We start from the raw sequence: 20,294 nt of genomic DNA on the forward strand, positions 1-20,294 counted from the left end.
GGCCGGCAACTGCACGCGTTTCACCACCTCGAGGTTGCCGGCCAGCGGCCGGCACTACCGTGTTGCCGCCACCAGCTCCCGTGCGATCGCACCCAGCCGTTCCACCGCAGCGATGAAGCGCGCGTCCAGGGTCTGGCAGCACGACAACCGCAGGCAATGCCGGTAGCGCGCGCCACGCGAATACACCTGGCCCGGCATGAACACGATGTCCTCTGCCAATGCGCGCTCGAACAGCTCCCGGGTGTCTACGCCAGGCAGCTCCAGCCACAGCAGGAATCCTCCCTGCGGCTCGGTAGCGCAGGTGCCGGCCGGGAAATGTTCGGCCACCAGCTGCCGCAGGCGACCGACCTGTTCGCGGTACAACCGGCGCATGCGATGCAGGTGGTGCTCGTAGCTGCCTGCTTCCAGGTAGGCCGCCACCGCATCACCGAGCAGCTGCGGTTCGCCGCCGGTGGACTGGAATTTGAGCAGCGCGATGCGTTCGGCGAAGCGGCCGCCATCGAGCCAGCCGATGCGGTAGTCCGGTGCCAGCGTCTTCGAGAATCCACCGACCACCATCACCCAACCGTCGCGGTCGAACGCCTTCAGCAAGGGCGCCGGCGGCTCGCTGAACTGCAGTTCGGCATACACCGCGTCTTCGATCAGCGGCAGCTGGCGTGCGTTGACCAGTTCGGCCAGGCGCTGCTTGTCGGCGATCGGCATCGTGCAGCCCAGCGGGTTGTGCACGGTCGGCATCACCACCAGCGCCGCAAGAGGGGTGTGCTCCAGCAGCGCTTCCAGCGCATCCACGTCCAGGCCGCGCTGCGGATGAGTGGGCAGTTCGATCGGCTGCAGGCCCAGCGTGGTCAGCAGGGGATACAGGTTGAAGTACGAGGGTGCTTCGATGCCGACTGCATCGCCGGGTTGGGTGACCGCGCGCAGTGCCAGTTGCAGTGCTTCCATCGCACCATGGGTCAGCAGCAGGCGTTCGGGGTGGGTATGCAGGCCCATCCGCGGGCCACGCCGCACGATCTGCGCCAGCAGGCGTGGCGAACCATTGGGACGGGCGTAGGTCTCCACGGTCTGCTGGCCATGGCGAAGTACCTGCGCGGTGTGCCGGGCCAGCTGCGCACCCGGGTAGAACTGGCGCCCACGCGGGCCGGCAAAGGCGAGGTCGATCACGCCGGGGCGCCGCTGCGCTTCCAGCACCCGCGCCATCAGCACCTGCTGCAGCGGGGCGGTGGGCGCGGACGGCGCATCACGCAGCGAGCGCTGCGGAACCGACAGTCGCGGCGCGACTTCGAAGCCGGCCTTGGGCCGCGGAATGACCAGGCCGGCGTCTTCCAGCTGACGGTAGGCCGCGATCACCGTGTTCAGGCTGAGCTGGCGCTGCGATGCCATCTGCCGCAGCGATGGCAACCGGCTGCCGACCGGCAGGCGCCCGCCGTGGATGGCTTCAGCCAGCTCGTCCGACAGCCGCTGGTAGCGGGGAGGAATCATCGTGGTGGCGTCTTCTGTATCCATCGACCCGGCCCGCATCTGGTTCTGTACCCATGATGCTGACGAGCCTAGCATGTCGTTGTCGGCCGGGCCTGATCGGGGCCGGGTCGATACTTCCCAAGCGCACGGCCCTGTGGCCGTGCGTCTTTTTCATGCCGTGGTGGCGGCCAGCGGCCGGCCCCACCATGGGGTGTCAGCGCATCGGCACCAACGCGGGATCGCGGCGGTACAACGCCGGGAACTGCTTGCCCAGCGCGGTCAGCTTGGGCGCGTCGTAGTAGCGGATGTACGCGGCCTGCGGGTAGTTGCTCATGTAGTTCTGGTGGTAACTCTCGGCCGGGTAGAAGCGCTGGCCGCTGCTCACCTGGGTCACGATCGGCGCGCGGTAGCTCCCCGCCTGGCCGAGCTGGCCGATGTACGCACGGCTTGCTGCCTGCTGGCGCGCGTCTTCGGCGAAGATCGCCGAGCGGTACTGGCTGCCATGATCGGGCCCCTGGCGGTTGAGCTGGGTCGGGTCGTGCACCACCGAGAAGAACACCTGCATCAACTGTCCATAGCTGACCTGGCGCGGGTCGTAGTCCACCTTCACCGCTTCGGCGTGGCCGGTGCGGCCACCGCTGACGCGTTCATAGCGGGCGTCGGCGGCACTGCCTCCGATGTAACCGGACACCGCGTTGCTCACCCCTTTGACGTGCTGGAACACGCCCTGCACGCCCCAGAAACAACCGCCGGCGAATACCACGCTGGCGTGGCTGGCGTGGCTGGCGTCATCGCGGAACGCCGCATCACCGCTGGGCGCAGGCAGTGCCTGCAGCTGTGCGGTGGGCTCGGCCGGGGCGGCGATCGCGCTGTGGTCCACCAGCAGCACACCCGCGACCAGCGCGGTGGCGACCAGGCCGGCGACGCCGGCGGCAATGCCCTGTTCGAAGGAGAGTTTCATCGTGTGCTCCCGGTTCAACCGAAGGTGAAGGCGTAGGCCTGCACGCCTGCGTCGAGGAATTCGATCTCGAAACGATGCGGACCGATCGTGCCGCGCTGGCGGATCAGCTGGTACAGGCGGTGCTCGTTGACGGTGCCGGTGCCATCGGCGACCACGTCGGCGCCGGCATCGGCCGCAGGCAGTGGCTTGCCATCGAGCAGCACGCGGAAGCGCACCGGCTTGCCGTCCTCGCCCGGTGCCAGCACCAGATGCAGGTCGCGGGCGTGGAACTGGAACGCGATGCGGCCGCCGGCCTGCTGCAGTTGTGCAGCCTCATCGTTGACCCGCCACTGTCCGGACAGGCCCCATTGGTTCAGCGCCAGGGTGGACGGCAGCGTGTAGCCGAATGCTGCGTCGGCGCGCTGCCCGCCCGGCGAGGCGAACTGCTCGGCACGTGCGTGGCCCAGGTAGGTTTCCGGCGAGCGCAGGTTGCCCATGTCGGCCTGCGTGGCCACGCCCTGCAGGTCAGCCGCGGCCGGATCAGCAGGCGGCGGCAGCTCGGTCTGCCCGGCTTCCACCAGCAGGCGGCGGATCACCTGTTCGGAGTGCGCGTAGTTGCCCTCGCCGAACTGATGCCCGCGGATGTTGCCCTGCGCATCGACGAAGTAGTGCGCCGGCCAGTAGCGGTTGTTGAACGCGCGCCAGATCGCATACTGGTTGTCGAGTGCGACCGGGTACTCGACCTTCAGCTGCTGCACGGCCTTCATCACGTTGCGCGGGTCGCGCTCGAACGCGAATTCCGGGGTGTGCACGCCGATCACCACCAGGCCATGGTCGCGGTAGCGCTGCGCCCATTCGTGCACGAACGGCATCGCACGCAGGCAGTTGATGCAGGAATAGGTCCAGAAGTCGATCAGCACGACCTTGCCATGCAGCTGCTCGCGGCTCAGCGGCGGGCTGTTGAGCCACCCGGTGGCGCYGTCCAGCGTGGGTAGCGTTCCTTCCACCGGCAGCGGCGCGCCTGCCTGGCCGGCTGCCATCATCATCATCGGTGGTGCTGCCGGCTGCGTGCCGGGCACGGCATCGAGCAGGCCCTGTTCGATGCGTGCGGTACTGACCGCGGACAGGCGGGTCAGCAGGCCGGTGTCCCAGCCCAGGCCGATCGCCACYACCGCCAGCAGCGCGGCCACGCCGAGCACCCGGCGCACCACATTGCCCAGGCCGAGCCGGGCCTGCAGTGCGCGGAACACACGGCCGCCCACCCACACCGCCAGCGCCAGTGCGGTGACGGCGCCCAGCGCGTAGGCCAGCAACAGCGAACTGGTGCCGACACTGGCGCCGTTCAGGGCGGCACCGGTCAGCACCAGGCCGAGAATCGGACCGGCGCAGGGGGCCCACAGCAGGCCAGTGGCGATGCCGATCAGCAGCGAGGTCCAGGCGCCGCCACGGCCGGCCGCATCCGCGGCGTCGGCACGTGCGCTCAGGCGCGCGCCGATGCGCTGGAACGGCGCCAGCAGGTGGTCGGCCAGGGTCGGCCACAGCAGCGCGATGGCGAACACCGCCATCAGTACCAATGCCACCCAGCGGCCGACCTGGTTGGCCTGCGCCACCCACTGGCTGCCGACCGCCGCCAGACTGGCGACCACGGTGAAGGTCAGTGCCATGCCCAGCAGCAGCGGCAGGGTGCTGCGCAGGGAAGGACGATCAGCGCGTGCGAACACGAACGGCAGCACCGGCAGGATGCACGGGCTGAGCAGGGTCAGCACGCCGCCGAGATAGGCAAGCAGCAACAGCAGCATCATCAGGCTCCAGAAGCAGGGGAAGAACCGACCGGCACGCGCCAGCCGCCAGCGGCGTCCTGTTGCGCAGTCCCGGGCATGAACGCCATCGCGGCGCCGTTCATGCAGTAGCGCAGKCCGGTCGGSCGSGGGCCGTCGTTGAACACATGGCCGAGATGGCCGCCACAGCGGCGGCAATGTGCTTCCACCCGCAACATGCCGAAGGTGGTGTCACGGTCCTCGCCGATGGCGTTGTGCAGCGGCGCCCAGAAGCTGGGCCAGCCGGTGTGGCTTTCGAACTTGGTGGACGAAGAGAACAGCGGCAACGCACAGCCGGCACAGGCGAACGTGCCCTGCCGATGTTCCTTGTTCAGCGGGCTGCTCCAGGGGCGCTCGGTGGCCTGCTGGCGCAGCACGGCGTACTGCGCCGGGCTCAGCAGCCGGCGCCACTCGGCATCGCTGCGGACCACCTCGAACTGTCGCGCAGGCCGTGCCTCGGCAGCGGCCGGGGCCGCGCGGCTGCACGCGCCCAGGCCCAGCAGGCCGGCGGCGGTGACAGCACCGCCCAGGCCCAGCAGATGGCGGCGGGTGAGGGACATGGTGGACTCCGGGAAGGGGCGACGGGGCCATGCTGCGCCCCCTCCGGTCAACGAATCCTCACGCAGGATTCAATTTTTCGTGAGGTATCCACGCCGCTCCCGCGCCACAATGCGGGCAGCCTCCCCACTGGCCCGAAGCTGCCGATGTCCGCCAAACGTGTCCTGATCGTTGAAGACGATGCCCACATCGCCGACCTGCTGCGCATGCACCTGGGGGATGAGGGCTATGAAGTCGCACACGCCGCCAGCGGCGATGCCGGCCTGCGCCTGATCGAACAGGAAGGTCCGTGGGATGCACTGGTACTGGACGTGATGCTGCCGGGCGTGGACGGCCTGCAGGTCTGCCAGCGTGCACGCGCGATGGCGCGCTACGTGCCGATCATCATCATCAGCGCACGTGGCAGCGAAACCCAGCGCATCGTCGGCCTGGAACTGGGCGCGGACGACTACCTGGCCAAGCCGTTCTCGATGCCGGAACTGGTGGCGCGCGTGCGTGCGCTGCTGCGCCGCGCCGAAGCCATGGCACAGAACGCGCGCATCGATGCCGGGGCGATCGAACTCGGGGGGCTGCGGCTGGACCCGGTCGCCCGTACTGCCGCCGTCGATGGCAATGCACTGGAACTGACCCCGCGTGAGTTCGAACTGCTGCTGTTCTTCGCCCGCCACCCGGACCAGGTGTTTGCGCGGATGGAACTGCTCAACCAGGTCTGGGGCTACCAGCACGACGGTTACGAGCACACGGTCAACACCCACATCAACCGCCTGCGCAGCAAGATCGAGACCGACCCGGGCAACCCGCGGCGCCTRCTGACGGTGTGGGGGCGCGGTTACAAACTGGTCGACCCGGCCGGGGCGGCCACATGATCAAGCCGAACCTGTGGCAGAAACTGGCGCTGGTGATGTCGGCGCTGATGCTGACGTGCTGCATGGCGCTGCTGGCCTGGCAGATGCGCACCAATACCCGGCATGAGCAGGAAGTGGTGCAGCGCCTGTCGCTTGGGTTGGCCGAGCACATCGCCCAGCGCAGCGAACTGATGGACACCAGCGGCATGCGCGATGCAGCGGTGCGCGCATTGTTCGGCCAGCTGATGGCGGTCAACCCCAGTGTCGAGGTGTACCTGCTGGATGAGCAGGGTCGCATCCTCGGCCACGATGCGCCCAGCGGCCACCTGGTGCGCAGCCGGGTGGACGTGGCACCGCTGCGACGCCTGCTGTCCGGTGCGCCGCTGCCGATCCTCGGTGACGATCCGCGCAGCACGGATGGTCGCAAGGTGTTCAGTGTCGCGCCGCTGGTGGTGCAGGGGCGGCAGGCGGGTTACGTGTACGTGGTACTGGTGGGCGAACACCGGCAGATGCTGGCCGACGATCTGGCCGCCGGCAGTCAATGGCACACCACGCTCTGGTCGGTGCTGTTGATCGGCGGGCTGGGCCTGCTTGCCGGCCTGGTGGCCTTCTACTGGGTGACCCGGCCCCTGCGCCAGGTCACCCGGCGCATACAGGCCTTCGACATCGACGCACCGACGCCACTGCCCGCGCCGGTACCGCTGCGCGCGGGTGAGCGCGATGAACTGAAGATCCTCGAACATGCCCATTCGCAGATGGCACAGCGGCTGGGCGAGCAGTGGCAGCAGCTTCGCCAGCAGGACCTGCAGCGCCGCGAACTGGTGGCCAACATCTCGCACGACCTGCGCACGCCGTTGTCCTCGCTGCACGGTTACCTCGAAACGCTGGCGCTGAAAGAAGCCACGCTGTCGCCGCAGGAGCGTCGTCGCTATCTCGGTATCGCGCTGGCGCAGAGCGCCAAGGTCGGCCGTCTGGCCCGGGCGTTGTTTGAACTGGCGCGGCTGGAGCACGGTGAAGTGCGGCTGGAGTGGGAAGTGTTCGCGCTGCCGGAACTGCTGCAGGACGTGCTGCAGAAGTTCGAGCTGGCCGCGCAGGCACGTGGGCAGCGCCTGCACGCTGATTTCCCGCCGGGCCTGCCGCTGGTGCGCGCCGACCTGGGTCTTGTGGAGCGCGTGCTGACCAATCTGCTCGACAACGCGCTGCGGCATGCCCCGGACGGGGGCCGTGTGCAGGTGCAGCTGTCGGCGCTGCCCGACAGTGTGCAGGTGGCGGTGCAGGACGATGGCCCCGGGGTGCCGCCGGCGCTGCGTGGGCAACTGTTCCAGGCGCCGGCGGCACTGGGCGCGCGGCGTGGCGAAAACGGCGGGCTCGGCCTGCTGATCGTGCAGCGCATCGTGCAGTTGCATGGCCGCCGTATCGAACTGCGCGACAGCGAACAGGGCGCGCTGTTCGTGTTCGCCTTGCCGCGTGCCGATGCCGAGGCGAACTAGACGTTGTCTGCCGGTGGCGGGACACCGCTTTCCATCGGCAGCAGCAGCCGGATGCAGGCACCGCCGAGCACCGAATCGGCCACTTCCACGTGGCCGCGATGCTTGTCCGCCACCACCTGCACCAGCGCCAGGCCCAGCCCGAAACCCGGGCTGGCCAGGTCCAGCCGCACGTAGGGCTGCAGCACCTGGCTGCGCAGTTCGACGGCGATACCGGGACCGTCGTCCTCCACCTGCAGGCACAGCCATCCCTCGTTGAGCGTGCTGACGATGCGGATCTGCCGGCGCGCATAGCGCAGCGCGTTGCCCAGCAGGTTGCGCAGCGCCAGTTCCAGCATGTGCCGGTTGACGTTGACCAGCCCTGCCGGTGACAGGYCCTGCTGCACCGGTATCGTCAGTGGTGCGAACTGCTCGACCACGCCGCGTACCAGCGCGGCCAGTTGCAGGCGCTGGCGGGTGACCTGATGGCAGCGGCCGAGCGCGGCGTACTCGACACCCGCATCGGTCAGGTGCTGCAACCGGTCGATGTCGATGCGCAGGCCGGACAACGCATCGCGCTGGGCGTTGTCCAGTCCGGTGTCTTCCAGGTCGGCCAGGCCGAAGCGCATGCGTGCCAGCGGTGTGCGTACTTCGTGCGCCACCGCCTGGGCCAGCACGCGCTGGCTGTCCAGCAGCAGCTGCAGCTGTTCGGCCATGTGGTTGAACGCCTTGGCCAATGGCCGCACCAGCGCGGTACCGGCGCGTGGCGCCCGGCTGTCGAGCTGGCCATCGCGCATCCGTCGTGCGGTCTGCGCCAGCTGCGAGACATCGCGCCACAACCGGTAGACCATCACGTACATCGGCAATGCCACCGCCACCATCAGGATCAGCAGGATGATGGCCACGCCGGAGGCTTCGCTGTCCTGCCAGCCTTCTTCGGGCAGGGCCTGGTCCAGCGGCCCCAGGATCAGCGCACTGCTGCTGTTGCCGACGCGCTGCAGGCTGCGCATGCTGTCCAGCTCGATCTGCACGTGTCCGTTGAGCAGGCCCTTGCGCTGTTTCGCCGGCAGTATCGCGGCAGCTTCGGTCAGCGGCATCAGCTGCAGCGGATAGGCGAAATCGCTGTGCAACTGTTGCGCCAGGGCTGGCCACTGCGCCGGCGGCGTTTCGGCGAAGCGATGTTGCAGCATGGCGTGCGGGCCGCGCATTTCCGCCTGCAGGCTGGCCTCGGTGCGGTCTTCCAGCAGCGCATCCCAGGCCCACAGCCCGAGCACGATCAGCAGCAGATGGGCGGTGAGGAAACCGATGCCGTAGCGCAGGAAGTGGAAGGCATGGCCACGCATGGCCGACGACGGATGCTTCATCCCCATGCTGATCGGCTGAACAGGTAACCACGGCCGCGCACGGTCTTGATCCGCTCGGGCTGCTCCGGGTTGTCGCCGAGCTTGCGCCGCAGGCGCGAGATGCGTGCGTCGATCGACCGATCCAGGCCATCGAAGGCGATGCCGCGCAGGCCACGCAGCAGCGCATCGCGGTCGAGGATCTGGCCCGCGTTGCCGGCCAGCAGGAACAGCAGGTCGAACTCGGCGGTGGTCAGCTCCAGCAGGCGGCCCTGCAGGTGCACGTTGCGGGTGGACGGGTCGATGCTCAGTTCACCGAAACGCAGGGCGCCATCGCGTGGCTCGACCCGGCGGTGGCGGCGCAGGTGGGCGCGCAGCCGGGCCAGCAGCACCCGTGGTTCGATCGGCTTGCCGATGTAGTCGTCGGCGCCCAGCTCCAGCCCCAGCACCTGGTCGATGTTGTCGGTGCGGGCGCTCAGCACGCAGATGATCCCGTCATAGTGGGGCCGGATCTGCCGACACACTTCGAAACCATCCTGGCCCGGCAGGCCGATATCGAGCAGGACCAGCGCCGGCTTCTCGCTGAGGATCCGGGCGATCGCGCGCTGGCCGCAGCGTTCGTGGGCGACCTGGTAACCGTGGCGCTTCAGGTAGTCGCTGACCATCGTGCCCAGCCGAGCGTCGTCTTCAACCAGTACGATATCCAGCATCTACAAGGCCTCCGGGGTGCTTCCGTACCGCCGTGGCACGAGCGCGGCGATGCTATCCMAGCTGCCGGGCCGCTCGGGTCCAGGGAGCGGGCGCCATTCAGCCGGGGTTGCTGGCGCGCGGGCCGGGCCTCAGGCCGGGCAACGACTTGGCCGCACGGTAGCAATCGTGTTGTTACAAAACGTTACGCAAGCCGCGCCTGCGGTGACGGTCGCTGACAGCGCTACGACTGACGTGGCGCTCGGCGGGGCCGAGCATGGCAGCTCTCCCCATCCGCGTGCCGCCCTCATGCCGTCCGCCTCCTGTCCCGCGCTTTTCCTTGAATGCCCTTGCCATGGAGGCCAGCGATGAGCGGCGTGGTCGGGGCCTGGCTGCCGCCTGCCGACGATGAGCAGCTGCTGCAGCAGCTGGCGCCGATGCTGCGGGCGCTGCAGCAGCGCGGCCGCGGTCGCATCGGGTACTGGACCGATGCCGACGCAGGGCTGGCCCTCGGTCATTGCCGTGCGCCGACCGACATGCCGTTGCAGCCGCTCAGCTCCAGCTGCGGGCGCTACGTGCTGTGCCTGGATGGCCGCATCTACAACCGCGCGGCCCTGCAGTCGCAGCTGCGCGACCTGCCACGCAGCTGCACCGATGCACGCCTGTTGCTGCAGGCCGTCGTCGAGTGGGGCGTGCAGCGTGCGCTGTCGCGCATCGAAGGGGCATTTGCGTTCAGCGTCTGGGACCGCCACGCACATGAGCTCTGGCTGGCGCGCGACCCGGTCGGCGAACGGCCGTTATATTACGGCTGGTACCAGGGCCAGTTCCTGTTCGCTTCGGAGTTGAAGGCGCTGCAGGCCTTTGCCGGATTCGCTCCCAGCATCGACCAGGATGCATTGAGCCTGCTGCTGCGCCATGACTATGTGCCGGCGCCGCACACCATCTATCGCGGCATCCACAAGCTGGTGGCCGGGGCGATGCTGCGCGTGGACCTCAACGATCATGCCGCCGGCGGATCAACGCAGGCCACGCAGGGCGGCCATCGCTACTGGTGCGCGCGCGATGCGATGCAATCCGCGCTGCAGCAGCCGTTGCAGCCGGCGCCCAGCCTGGAGCAGGCCACCGACCAGTTGGAGGTGGTGCTGCAGCAGGCGATCGCCACGCGCGTGCATTCACCCGTGGCCTGCGGTGCATTCCTGTCCGGTGGCACCGATTCGTCGCTGGTGGTGGCGATGATGCAGGCGCAGTCGGCGTTGCCGGTGGAAGCATGGACGGTGGGTTTCGACGACCCCGGTCACGACGAGAGCGACTGGGCCTCGCAGGTGGCCCGGCACCTGGGCGTGCATCACCACCTGCACAGGATGGACAGCCGGCAGGGCCTGGAACTGCTGCAACGCTTGCCGCAGGTCTGGTGCGAACCGTTCGCCGATGCCTCGCAGCTGCCCACCCTGCTGGCCAGCGAGCTGCTCGGCGCGCGCAAGCCGGTGGCGCTGACCGGTGACGGCGGCGATGAGCTGTTCTTCGGCCACCCCAGCTATGGCCGCGCGCTGCGCAATGCGCGCCTGTGCGGTGGCCTGCCGGAATGGGTACGTGATCTTGCACGGCGTGGCAGCAGCCGCTTGAACGTCGAGCGTGGTCGGCTTGGCGGTTGGCGGGCACTGGTGGCCGAGGTGGCCGCCAACGACGTGGAGGGGCATTACCTGCAGCGCGTCACCCGCTGGCGGCAGCCGACCCAGGTGGTACTGGGGGCGCGCGAGCCGGCGACGATCTTCCAGCAGCAGGACACCGCACTGCCGGCGGAAGCGCGCATCCAGCTGCTGGATTTCCGCATGGACCTGGCCGAGGGGATCCTTGCCAAGGTCGACCGTGCCGGCATGGCGGCCGGCGTGGAGACACGCTCGCCGTTGCTGGACATGGAGGTCATACGCCTGGCCTGGCGCCTGCCGCAGCACTTGAAGTACCACGACGGYGAGCACAAGCGGATCCTCAAGCATCTGCTGGCGCGCTATCTGCCCGCGCCGCTGGTCTATCGCCCCAAGCGCGGTTTCGGCCCACCGATGGCACGCTGGCTGGCCGGCCCGCTGCGCGACTGGGCGGAAGCSTTGCTCGACCCGCAGCTGCTGCGCAACCAGGGGTGCTTCGATGCAGTACGCGTGCGCGCGATCTGGGAGGCGTTCCTGCGCGGCGAGCGCAAATGGCATACGCACCTGTGGAACGTGTTGATGTTCCAGGCGTGGTACCAGCACTGGCACGGCAATCGCGGGCGCTGAGCGTGCCTTCGTGGCGCGCGGTTGATCCATTCTGCGCAGCGCAGGGCGGAGGCCCTTGCGTGCGAATGTCCTCCGGCGCCGGCCTGCGGCCACCGCCTCCCCCTTTACTTCGCACGCAAGGGCCTCCGCCCTGCGTGGGGAGATCTTCGGTGGCCTCAGGAAAGCAGCGATCTGCGCRCCTGGTGCCGTAAGCCGAGCCTCGTCGGGGCGGGTAGGGGTCTGGGCAAAGTAAAGGAGGAGGTGACGGCCAACGGCCGGCGCCGGGGGACATTTGCCCAAACCTCTACCTGCCCCGGCGGGGCCCTCCAGCTCGCATAGACCCGGACGAAGGAGCGCTCTGGAATCCAGACGCCAGGCAAAAAAAGACCCGGCAGAGGGAGGGATCTGCCGGGTCCGGATTGCATGGGGGGAGGGACCCATGCAATGAGCGTGGGCGTCGCGCCGGTGGCTGTTGCCTGCCAGTCGCATCCGCCGTGCATTTGTATTGATGCAATGCAGCATACGCCGATCATGCGGCAATGCAACAAAAATCACGAAGGCGCCATCGCTGGCGCCTTGAGGCCTTTCAGATCAATGGGTTGATCAGGCGGCGGGGCCGCGGTAACGGCAGCCCGAGGTGCAGGTTTCGTGCACGGTGATCTCGCTCAATGCCGGCAGGGTGGGCTTGAGCTCGTTCCAGATCCACACGGCCAGGTTTTCGCTGGTCGGGTTCTCCAGGCCGGGGATGTCATTGAGGTAATGGTGGTCCAGGCGGTCGTAGATCGGCTGGAAAGCCGCCTTCACGTCACCGAAATCCATGATCCAGCCGGTCTGCGCGCCCGGCTCGCCCTCGACTTTCAGTTCCACCCGGAAGGAGTGGCCGTGCAGGCGCGCGCACTTGTGCCCCGGCGGCACGTTGGGGAGGCGGTGCGCCGCCTCGAGCATGAAGACTTTGAAGATTTCCATGGCGCGATTGTACGCCGCGGGCGGCCGATCAGCCCGGCTTTGCGTTGCCTTCCCGTGAAGAAATTATTTCCATCCGGATGAAGAGATGATAGTTTCTCTTATATCCGTATGAAGAGATGTTATTGGCCGCACCCCGGCCAGGCATGGATTACTGCGGAACTTACCTCGTCCTTCCACTACCTCCCCCACATCGTCATGCCCCAGCACACCCTGCTCGTGGCGGCCCTGGCCGTCGCTCTGGCCGCGCCTTTGTCTGCCGCCGCCGAAACCCCCGCCGACGCCAGCGGCGAAGCCAGCACCCTGGCTGCCGTGCGCGTCACCGGTTCCAACATCAAACGCGCCGATACCGAAGCCTCCAACCCGGTGCAGGTGATCGGCCGCCAGCAGCTGGAACAGACCGGCAAGGCCACCGTGGCCGATGTGCTGCGTTCGATCTCGGCCAACACCGGCAACGCCAGCAACGAGACCACCAACAACGGTTGGGCCTCGGGCTCGGCCGGCATCGGCCTGCGCGGTCTTTCGCAGAAGAACACGCTGGTGCTGCTCAACGGCCGCCGCCTGGCCAACTACGGCTTCCCGGCCGGCGGCCTGTCGGACACTTTCGTCGATCTCAACGCGCTGCCGCTGGTGGCGGTCGAACGCATCGAAGTGCTCAAGGACGGTGCGTCAGCGGTGTACGGCAGCGATGCGGTGGCCGGCGTGGTCAACATCATCACCCGGCAGAACTTCGAAGGCGCCGAGATCGGCGGCAGCTTCGGCGGCGCCGACCAGGGCGGCCTGCACGAGCAGAACCTGAAGTTCGTCGGTGGCCTGGGCGACATCGACAAGGACGGCTACAACATCCTTTTCAGCCTGCAGGGCTACAACCGCGAGCGACTGGACCAGGATGAGCGCAACCTGACCAAGAGCGGCATCTACAGCGACCAGCCCGGCGGCCGCTGGAACGGCTGGTCGGCCAAGGGTGCACGCTATCTGGTCAATGGCACCTCCGTGCCGATGCTCGATGCCAACGGCAACTGCCCCACCGGCACCACCCGCGTGGCCAGCGCGCCGATCGACGGCCTGGCCGGTGATACCTGCGGCTTCAACCAGGCCCCGTACACCACCCTGATTCCCTCCACCAAGCGCTACCAGGCCTACGCCAACGGCACGTTCCGCCTGGGCGACAACGTCGAAGCGTTCGGCGAAGTGCTGTACAGCCAGATCAAGAGTGCTGCCTGGTTCGGCAGCAGCCCGTTCTTCACCCTGGAAAGCGGTCGCTTCGCACTGAACGCGCAGACCGGTCTGGCCGAGCCGGTGTCGTCCAACCTGCCGGCCAGCAACCCGTACAACCCGTACGGCCGCGCGATCCCGATCGAATACACCTTCTTCGACCTCGGCGGCACCATCAAGACCAACCGGTCCACCGCCTATCGCGGTGTGTTCGGGCTGCGTGGCAACACCGAGAAGTGGGACTGGGAAGTGGCCGCGTTCGGCGCGCGCAGCAGCGAGCGCGAAACCGTCTCCGGCGGCTTCGCCAACCGCTGGGCACTGGCCAATGCACTGGCCACCGGCAGCTACAACCTGTTGAACCCGGCCGCGACGCCGCAGTCGGTGCGCGATTCGATCAACATCGCCACCCTGCGTCCGGCCGAGTCGGTGCTGCAGGGCATTGATGCGAAGATCTCCGGCAGTCTCGGCCACACCTGGGCCGGCGACATCGGGTTCGCCGCCGGTGCCGAATGGCGCCGCGAGAAGCTTGATTCGAACAACCCGTGGCAGATCGATGCCGGCCTGCAGGTGCGCCCGGCAATCGCCGAAGTGCATGGCGAGCGCAAGGTCAGCGCCGCGTACGCCGAGGTCAACGTGCCGCTGGCCTCGACCCTGGAACTGTCCGCCGCCGCCCGCGCCGATCATTACGATGATTTTGGCGACGCGTTCTCGCCCAAGCTCGGCCTGCGCTGGCAGCCGCTGGATTTCCTGCTGGTGCGTGCCTCGGCGTCGAAGGGCTTCCGTGCACCGTCGCTGTCGGAGAACTCCAACAGCACCAGCATCGCCTACGGCAGCGTGGTCGATCCGCGTGATCCGGACGTGCCGGGCTCGCGGCAGAACCCGACCTTCTTCACCGTCGGCAACAGCGACCTGAAGCCGGAGCGCACCAAGAGCGTGAACTTCGGCGTGGTGCTGTCGCCGTGGGCGAACACCAACCTGAGCATCGACTACTACCGYATCSAGCTGGAMAACCTGGTCGGYACCAACAACACCCAGACCCTGGTCAMCGACRACGTCSCCGGYGCSGTGCWGCGCGATGAGCGYGGCAAGCTGCWGGCSGTCTACAACCGCTACCAGAACCTGAGCGAGCTGAAGACCTCGGGCATCGACGTCGAGCTGCGCCAGCGCATCCCGACCACCGCCTTCGGTGACTTCACCGTGACCTCGGCCTACACCCACGTGCGCGACTACCGGCGCCCGACCGTGGTCGGTGGCCCGCTGGTGGACTATGCCGGCAGCAACCTCGGCGCCACCCTGCCGAAGAACAAGGCCACCACCACCCTGGACTGGAAGTACAGCGACTACACCGCCGCGGTGACCTGGTACTACACCAGTGGCTACGACCAGAAGGCCAGCACCGCTGCCGCTGCGGTGCAGAGCCGCGTCGACGCCTACAACCAGTTCGATCTCTACCTGGGCTACACCGGCATCGAGAACCTGACCGTGTACGCCAAGGTGCAGAACCTGGGTGACAAGACGCCGCCGTACGATGCCTCGTTCCCGGGCATCCGCGCGCCGTACGACTTCAGCCAGTACGACCTGCGTGGCCGCTACTTCACGCTGGGCTTCGACTACCGCTTCTGATCCACCCGCCGCGGCCGGCCACCCTGTGTGGCCGGCCGTGTTGCCATGTTCCAGGGGAGTCACCGTGTCCTTCCACCGCCGTGCCGTTTTCCCGTTGTTGCTCGCCGTCGCCACCGCCGTATCGTTGCCGCCTGCGGTACATGCGCAGAGCGCCTATTTCTTCCCGCAGACCACCGATGCCGCGGCATTCGATACCGCCATTCCCACGCCGGAGCAGTTCCTCGGCTATCCGATCGGCAGCCGCTACACCCGCCATGACCAGCTGGTGGCTTACTTCCAGGAGCTGGCCAAGCACTCGGACAAGATCAGCGTGCGCGAGATCGGCCGCAGCTATGAGGGCCGACCGCTGCTGATCGCCACGGTCACTGCTGCAGGCAACCACGCGCGGCTGGAACAGATCCGCCAGCAGCACGCGACCCTGGCCGACCCGGCGCAGCCGCGCAGCGCTGCCGGTGACAGCCCGGTGGTGGTGTGGCTGGGCTACAGCGTGCACGGCAACGAGACCTCCAGTGGCGAAGCGGCGATGCTGACCGCCTACTACCTGGTGGCCAACCGCAGCGCGGAAACGCAGCAGTGGCTGCAGCAGGCAGTGGTGCTTTTCGACCCGGCGCAGAATCCCGACGGCCGCGATCGCGCCGCCAACTGGCACAACGCCTGGGCGTCCGACCCGGCCTCGGCCGATCCGGCCGACAAGGAACACGTCGAGACGTTCCCGCAGGGCCGTACCAACCACTACTTCACCGATCTCAACCGCGATTGGCTGGCACTGACGCAGCAGGATTCGCGGCCGAAGGTGGCGCAGTTCCACCAGTGGTACCCGAACGTGCAGATCGACTTCCATGAAATGGGCAAGGACAGCACGTACTACTTCGAGCCATCGCCGAAGAGCATGCATAGCCCGTTGATCCCGGCAGCATCGTACGAGTTCAACAAGACCCTGGCCAAGTACCACGCCCAGGCGCTCGATGCGCTGGGTTCGCTGTACTACACCGGTGAGAACTTCGACAATTTCTCGCCCGTGTACGGCTCGACCTATCCGGATTTCCACGGCGCGGTCGGCGTCACCGTGGAGCAGGCCAGCTCGCGCGGTCGCGTGCAGGAATCGGTGAATGGCCTGCTGACGTTCCCGTTCACCATCCGCAACCAGGTTGCCACCGGATTGGGCACGGTGCGCGGTGCGGTGACCGAGCGCAGCGCCCTGTTCGAGCTGCAGAAGAGTTTCTTCCAGAGCGCGCTGAAGCAGGCCGCACAACAGCCGGTGAAGAGCTTCGTGTTCGGCGACGCGCATGATCCGGCATTGACCCGACGCCTGCTGGAACTGCTGTTGCTGCACAGGATTGAAGTGCATGCACTGGACCGCGCTGTCAGCGTAGATGGCCAGCGTTTCGAAGCGGGCAGCGCCTACGTGGTGCCGGTGCAGCAGGCGCAGTTCCGCCTGGTCCATTCGATCTTCGCCGAGACCCCGCCGATCAAGGGCGACGTGTTCTACGGCAGCACCAGTTACGCGATCGCCCCGGCCTACGGCGTGGCTTTTGCCGGCAGCCGCAGCCGCATCGATGGCGGCGCCCGCGTGGTCGAGGTTCCCGCAGTGCAGGGCGGGCTGACCGGCGGTGAAGCGGGCTTCGCCTACGTGATCGACTGGCGCGACTACAACGCGGGCCGCGCACTGGCCGCCCTGCAGGCCAAGGGCTTGTCCACGCGTGCCACCTTCCAGCCGTTCACCGCGGCCACCGCACAAGGTGAGGTGGCCTTTGCCGGGGGCAGCATCGTGGTACCGGTGGCCGGGCAGCCGCTGCAGGGTGTGGCGTTGCAGGAGGCGGTCGCCGCCGCCGCGCGGGCCGCCGGTGTGCAGGTGCATGCGCTGGCCAGCGGTCGCAGCCGCGACGGCATCGACCTTGGCAGTGACGGCGTCAAGGCACTGCGCAAGCCCGCCGTCGCGCTGGTGATGGGCGAGGGCGTGGCAGCCACCGAAATCGGTTCGGCCTGGTTCCTGCTCGACCAGCAGCTGCGCCTGCCGGCCAGCAAGCTGGACCCGCAGCAGCTGGGCAAGGTGTCGCTGGACCGCTACACCACGATCGTGCTGTCCGGCGGCACCTATGCCGGCATCGACGCGACCGCGGTAGCGGCATTGAAGCGCTGGATCCAGGCCGGCGGGTCACTGGTCACCTATGGCAGCGCGTCGAAGTGGGCGATCGAACAGAAACTTGCCGACGGCGAGAAGCTGGGCAAGGACGAGGAAGCAACAGACACCGCGCGCCGCGCCTTCGGTGACCAGCGCGATATCGCCGCGATCGAGCGTGTCAGCGGCAACATCCTCAGCGCCGACGTCGACCCCAGTCATCCTTTGGCGTTCGGCGTGCCGCGCCGGCAACTGGCGATCAACAAGGAGAACACGGTCATCCTGCAGCCGAGCACGAACGGGTTTTCCACGGTGGTGCGGATCGACGACACACCGCGGGTGAACGGTTATCTGTCCGAGCGCAACCGCAGTCGCGTGGCTGGAAGTGCATGGCTGCTGGTGTCAGCGCAGGGGCAGGGCAACGTGATCCTGTTTGCTGATGATCCGGCGCATCGCAAGTACTGGCATGGCACTGATCGGATGCTGATCAACGCGATCTTCTTCGGGAATCTGGTGAATCCGAGTAAAGCGCGGGGTTGAGGCATTACGCGCCGAACTGACGCTGGGATTGGGAGGACGGATGGGCCGCGCAGGACACGCCGCAAGTACGTCCGTGTAGGCTCGTAGGCGCCATCCATGGCGCCTGCGGTCCTGCGCGGCCCATCCGTCCTCCCCAGACAGTTTCCTGCGGGCGCGGATGCATCAAACCCAAGGCGGGAGCAAGGGCAAAAGCAAAAGCTGGAATTCCGGCTTTTGCTTTTGTCTTTGGATTGATCCTTCTTCTCTCGGCTACCCGGCGGGACAAGTAGGCGCTGGAAATGTCTGAAGCGTTGGGGAGCGGGGGCGGTGCAAAACCGCAGGCGCCATGGGCCCGAGGCATGCCCCGGGCGGGTTGGGCAGGACGCCGAACCCCGATCTTGCCGTGTGCGCAGGACAGCGCACACGAGCAAGGCGCCTACGAGCCCCCATGGATGGGTTTACGGCGTGTTTTGCACCGCCCCCGCTCCCCAACGCCCACACAAAACCCACCGCCAGCTTTCAAACCACCCGGCAGCCAGCAACAAAAAAGGGACGACGCGTAAGCGTCGTCCCCCGATAAGCAGCYCCCGCGCAGCGGGAGACGCCATCCCTGTCAGCTGGGATCAGCTGGCGCGACCGCCGCCGCTACCCTGGCCGCGRCCACGGCCGCCACCGCTGTTGTTGCCGCCACCGCGACGCTGGCCCTGACCGGCACCTGCGCCTGCGCGCTGCTGGCCGTTGCCGGCGCCCTCGCGGCGGCCACCGCCGGCCTTCTTCGGGCCTGCATGGGCATGACGCGGCGCATCGCCGTGCGGACGGCGCGCGTGGGTCTTGCGCGGCACGCGCTCGCCGGTATCGGCCTCGGCCTTGCCCGGAGCACTGTTGCCCCAGCGGATCGGCGTCTGCAGCTCGAAGCCCGGCACATCGCGGATGTCCATGTCACGGCCGAGCAGGCGCACGATCGCGCGCAACAGCTTCACTTCATCCTGCGCCACCAGCGAAATCGCTTCACCGGTCGCACCGTTGCGGCCGGTACGGCCAATGCGGTGCACGTARTCTTCGGCCACCATCGGCAGATCGAAGTTGATCACCTTCGGCAGCTCGTTGATGTCGATGCCGCGCGCGGCGATATCGGTGGCCACCAGCACGGTGACACGGCCAGCCTTGAAGTCGCCGAGCGCACGCAGGCGCTGGCCCTGGCTCTTGTTGCCGTGGATCGCCGCGGTCTTGATGCCGGACTTTTCCAGGAACGCGGCCAGCTTGTCGCTGCCGTGCTTGGTGCGGGCAAACACCAGGGTCTGCTCGCGGCTGTCCTGCGCCAGCAGGTGCAGCAGCAGGTCGCGCTTGCGGCTGCCATCGACCGGATGCACCTTGTGGGTGATGGTCTCGGCGACGGTGTTCTTCGGCGTGACCTGGATCTGTTCCGGGTTGCGCATGAATTCCAGCGCCAACTGGCGGATGTTGTCCTCGAAGGTGGCSGAGAACAGCAGGGTCTGGCGGTTCTGCTTGGGCAGCTTGGCCAGGATGCGCTTGATCGAGGGCAGGAAGCCCATGTCCAGCATGCGGTCGGCTTCGTCCAGCACCAGCAGTTCAATGCCGGACAGGTCGATGCTGCGACGCTCCAGGTGGTCGATCAGGCGGCCCGGGCACGCCACCAGCAGATCCACGCCGCGACGCAGGATGTCCAGCTGGTTGCCCATGCCGACACCGCCGTAGATGCAGGCGCTGGGGATGCGCAGGTACTTGCTGTAACCGCGCAGGCTGTCATGCACCTGGGTGGCCAGTTCGCGGGTCGGTGCCAGGATCAGCGCGCGCGGCTTGCGCGGGCCGGTGCGCACTTCCTGCGAAGCGGTGCCCAGGTGCTGCAGCAGCGGCAGGCCGAACGCGGCGGTCTTGCCGGTACCGGTCTGTGCGCCGGCCAGCAGGTCGCGACCGGCCAGCACCAGCGGGATCGCCTGCTGCTGGATCGGGGTYGGGGTTTCGTAGCCCTGCTCGGCGAGCGCACGCAGCAGGAAGGGCGCAAGGCCCAGGGATTCAAAAGACATCGAGATTGCTCCAAGTACAGTTAACGCCTGTCCGAACGGACAGACGGGGGCAGATCAAACTGATCGGCTGACTCGGAGCGTTCCCGTGAACCGCGCTGCGAGAATTGGGTGCAGCCAACGCGAAGCGCAGGCTGGAATGCGTGACGAACGGCGTCGGAGTGGGGGCGGGCGATGGGGCGAACCCCGGTCGCCGGCGATCCCGGAGGGAAACGGACGGCCGCTGCAGACCCGCATAGTCTAACGGAAGGATGAGACCTGACGCAAAACAGGCTGTTCAGGTTGGGGGTTCGGCAGGGCTGCGCCCTGCACCCGCCGAATCGACGGCAATGGCAACAGCAACAGCAACAGCAACAGCAACAGCAACAGCAACAGCAACAGCAACAGCAACAGCGGGCATWCCGTGGGATGGCGGGGTGGGTCCGGTTGCGGGGGACGCCGTAAACCCATCCC

At 67.6% G+C, this 20,294-nt stretch carries 14 protein-coding genes; 5 read left to right on the forward strand and 9 right to left on the reverse strand.

The genetic code is table 11. The annotated features are described in order from the left end of the window. Nucleotides 1–54: 54 nt before the first annotated feature. The 4 genes from AC1VAN_RS00005 to msrB form a co-directional block, all read right to left on the reverse strand. Entirely contained in the window at nucleotides 55–1,503 is a 1,449-nt protein-coding gene (locus tag AC1VAN_RS00005) for an aminotransferase-like domain-containing protein (RefSeq protein ID WP_025878432.1), read from the reverse strand. Between the two features lie 169 nt (nucleotides 1,504–1,672). Continuing rightward, the gene (gene msrA / locus AC1VAN_RS00010) at nucleotides 1,673–2,419 is read right to left on the reverse strand and encodes a peptide-methionine (S)-S-oxide reductase MsrA (RefSeq protein ID WP_442252068.1); all 747 of its coding nucleotides are present in this window, start codon (nucleotides 2,417–2,419) and stop codon (nucleotides 1,673–1,675) included. 14 nt (nucleotides 2,420–2,433) lie between these two features. Next, nucleotides 2,434–4,197, reverse strand: coding sequence for a cytochrome c biogenesis protein DipZ (locus tag AC1VAN_RS00015; protein WP_480985039.1), 1,764 nt, complete (start codon nucleotides 4,195–4,197; stop codon nucleotides 2,434–2,436). A gap of 2 nt (nucleotides 4,198–4,199) precedes the next feature. Continuing rightward, on the reverse strand, nucleotides 4,200–4,775 hold the full coding sequence (gene msrB / locus AC1VAN_RS00020; RefSeq protein ID WP_025878435.1) for a peptide-methionine (R)-S-oxide reductase MsrB: 576 nt from the start codon (nucleotides 4,773–4,775) through the stop codon (nucleotides 4,200–4,202). A gap of 144 nt (nucleotides 4,776–4,919) precedes the next feature. Here msrB and AC1VAN_RS00025 point away from each other — a divergent pair, with 144 nt between their 5' ends. Next, entirely contained in the window at nucleotides 4,920–5,639 is a 720-nt protein-coding gene (locus tag AC1VAN_RS00025; RefSeq protein WP_032976390.1) for a response regulator transcription factor, read from the forward strand. Next, entirely contained in the window at nucleotides 5,636–7,108 is a 1,473-nt protein-coding gene (locus tag AC1VAN_RS00030) for a sensor histidine kinase (RefSeq protein ID WP_180831591.1), read from the forward strand. Before AC1VAN_RS00025 ends, AC1VAN_RS00030 begins: the two co-directional genes overlap by 4 nt. Here the strand turns inward: AC1VAN_RS00030 and AC1VAN_RS00035 are convergent. Further along, complete coding sequence (locus AC1VAN_RS00035) at nucleotides 7,105–8,448, reverse strand: ATP-binding protein (RefSeq protein WP_480985040.1); 1,344 nt, start codon at nucleotides 8,446–8,448, stop codon at nucleotides 7,105–7,107. The two genes, AC1VAN_RS00030 and AC1VAN_RS00035, sit on opposite strands and share 4 nt — an antisense overlap. Then, a complete protein-coding gene (locus AC1VAN_RS00040; RefSeq protein ID WP_025878439.1) occupies nucleotides 8,445–9,134 on the reverse strand; it encodes a winged helix-turn-helix domain-containing protein in 690 nt (229 codons plus the stop codon). The genes AC1VAN_RS00035 and AC1VAN_RS00040 overlap by 4 nt, the downstream gene beginning before the upstream one ends. A 345-nt stretch (nucleotides 9,135–9,479) precedes the next feature. On the opposite strand from AC1VAN_RS00040, the gene asnB reads away from it, so the two are divergent. Then, a complete protein-coding gene (gene asnB, locus AC1VAN_RS00045; RefSeq protein ID WP_033830269.1) occupies nucleotides 9,480–11,381 on the forward strand; it encodes an asparagine synthase (glutamine-hydrolyzing) in 1,902 nt (633 codons plus the stop codon). Nucleotides 11,382–11,963: 582 nt separating this feature from the next. Here asnB and queD read toward each other — a convergent pair. Next, nucleotides 11,964–12,326 (reverse strand): 6-carboxytetrahydropterin synthase QueD, encoded by a 363-nt coding sequence (gene queD / locus AC1VAN_RS00050; protein ID WP_025878441.1) that lies wholly within the window; start codon nucleotides 12,324–12,326, stop codon nucleotides 11,964–11,966. Nucleotides 12,327–12,521: 195 nt separating this feature from the next. Between queD and AC1VAN_RS00055 the strand changes: the two genes are divergently transcribed. Together AC1VAN_RS00055 and AC1VAN_RS00060 are read left to right on the forward strand one after the other, a co-directional pair. Further along, entirely contained in the window at nucleotides 12,522–15,161 is a 2,640-nt protein-coding gene (locus AC1VAN_RS00055) for a TonB-dependent receptor plug domain-containing protein (RefSeq protein WP_480985041.1), read from the forward strand. Between the two features lie 64 nt (nucleotides 15,162–15,225). Further along, nucleotides 15,226–17,820, forward strand: a complete 2,595-nt coding sequence (locus tag AC1VAN_RS00060) for a M14 family zinc carboxypeptidase (protein WP_442252071.1) — start codon at nucleotides 15,226–15,228, stop codon at nucleotides 17,818–17,820. Nucleotides 17,821–18,422: 602 nt separating this feature from the next. On the opposite strand, the gene AC1VAN_RS00065 is transcribed toward AC1VAN_RS00060, so the two are convergent. Beyond that, entirely contained in the window at nucleotides 18,423–19,844 is a 1,422-nt protein-coding gene (locus tag AC1VAN_RS00065; protein ID WP_032976382.1) for a DEAD/DEAH box helicase, read from the reverse strand. Between the two features lie 237 nt (nucleotides 19,845–20,081). Beyond that, a partial coding sequence (locus AC1VAN_RS00070) for a hypothetical protein (protein WP_480985042.1) occupies nucleotides 20,082–20,294 on the reverse strand: 213 nt, incomplete at its 5' end.

The organism is Stenotrophomonas sp. 05L44_2 (assembly GCF_056665995.1).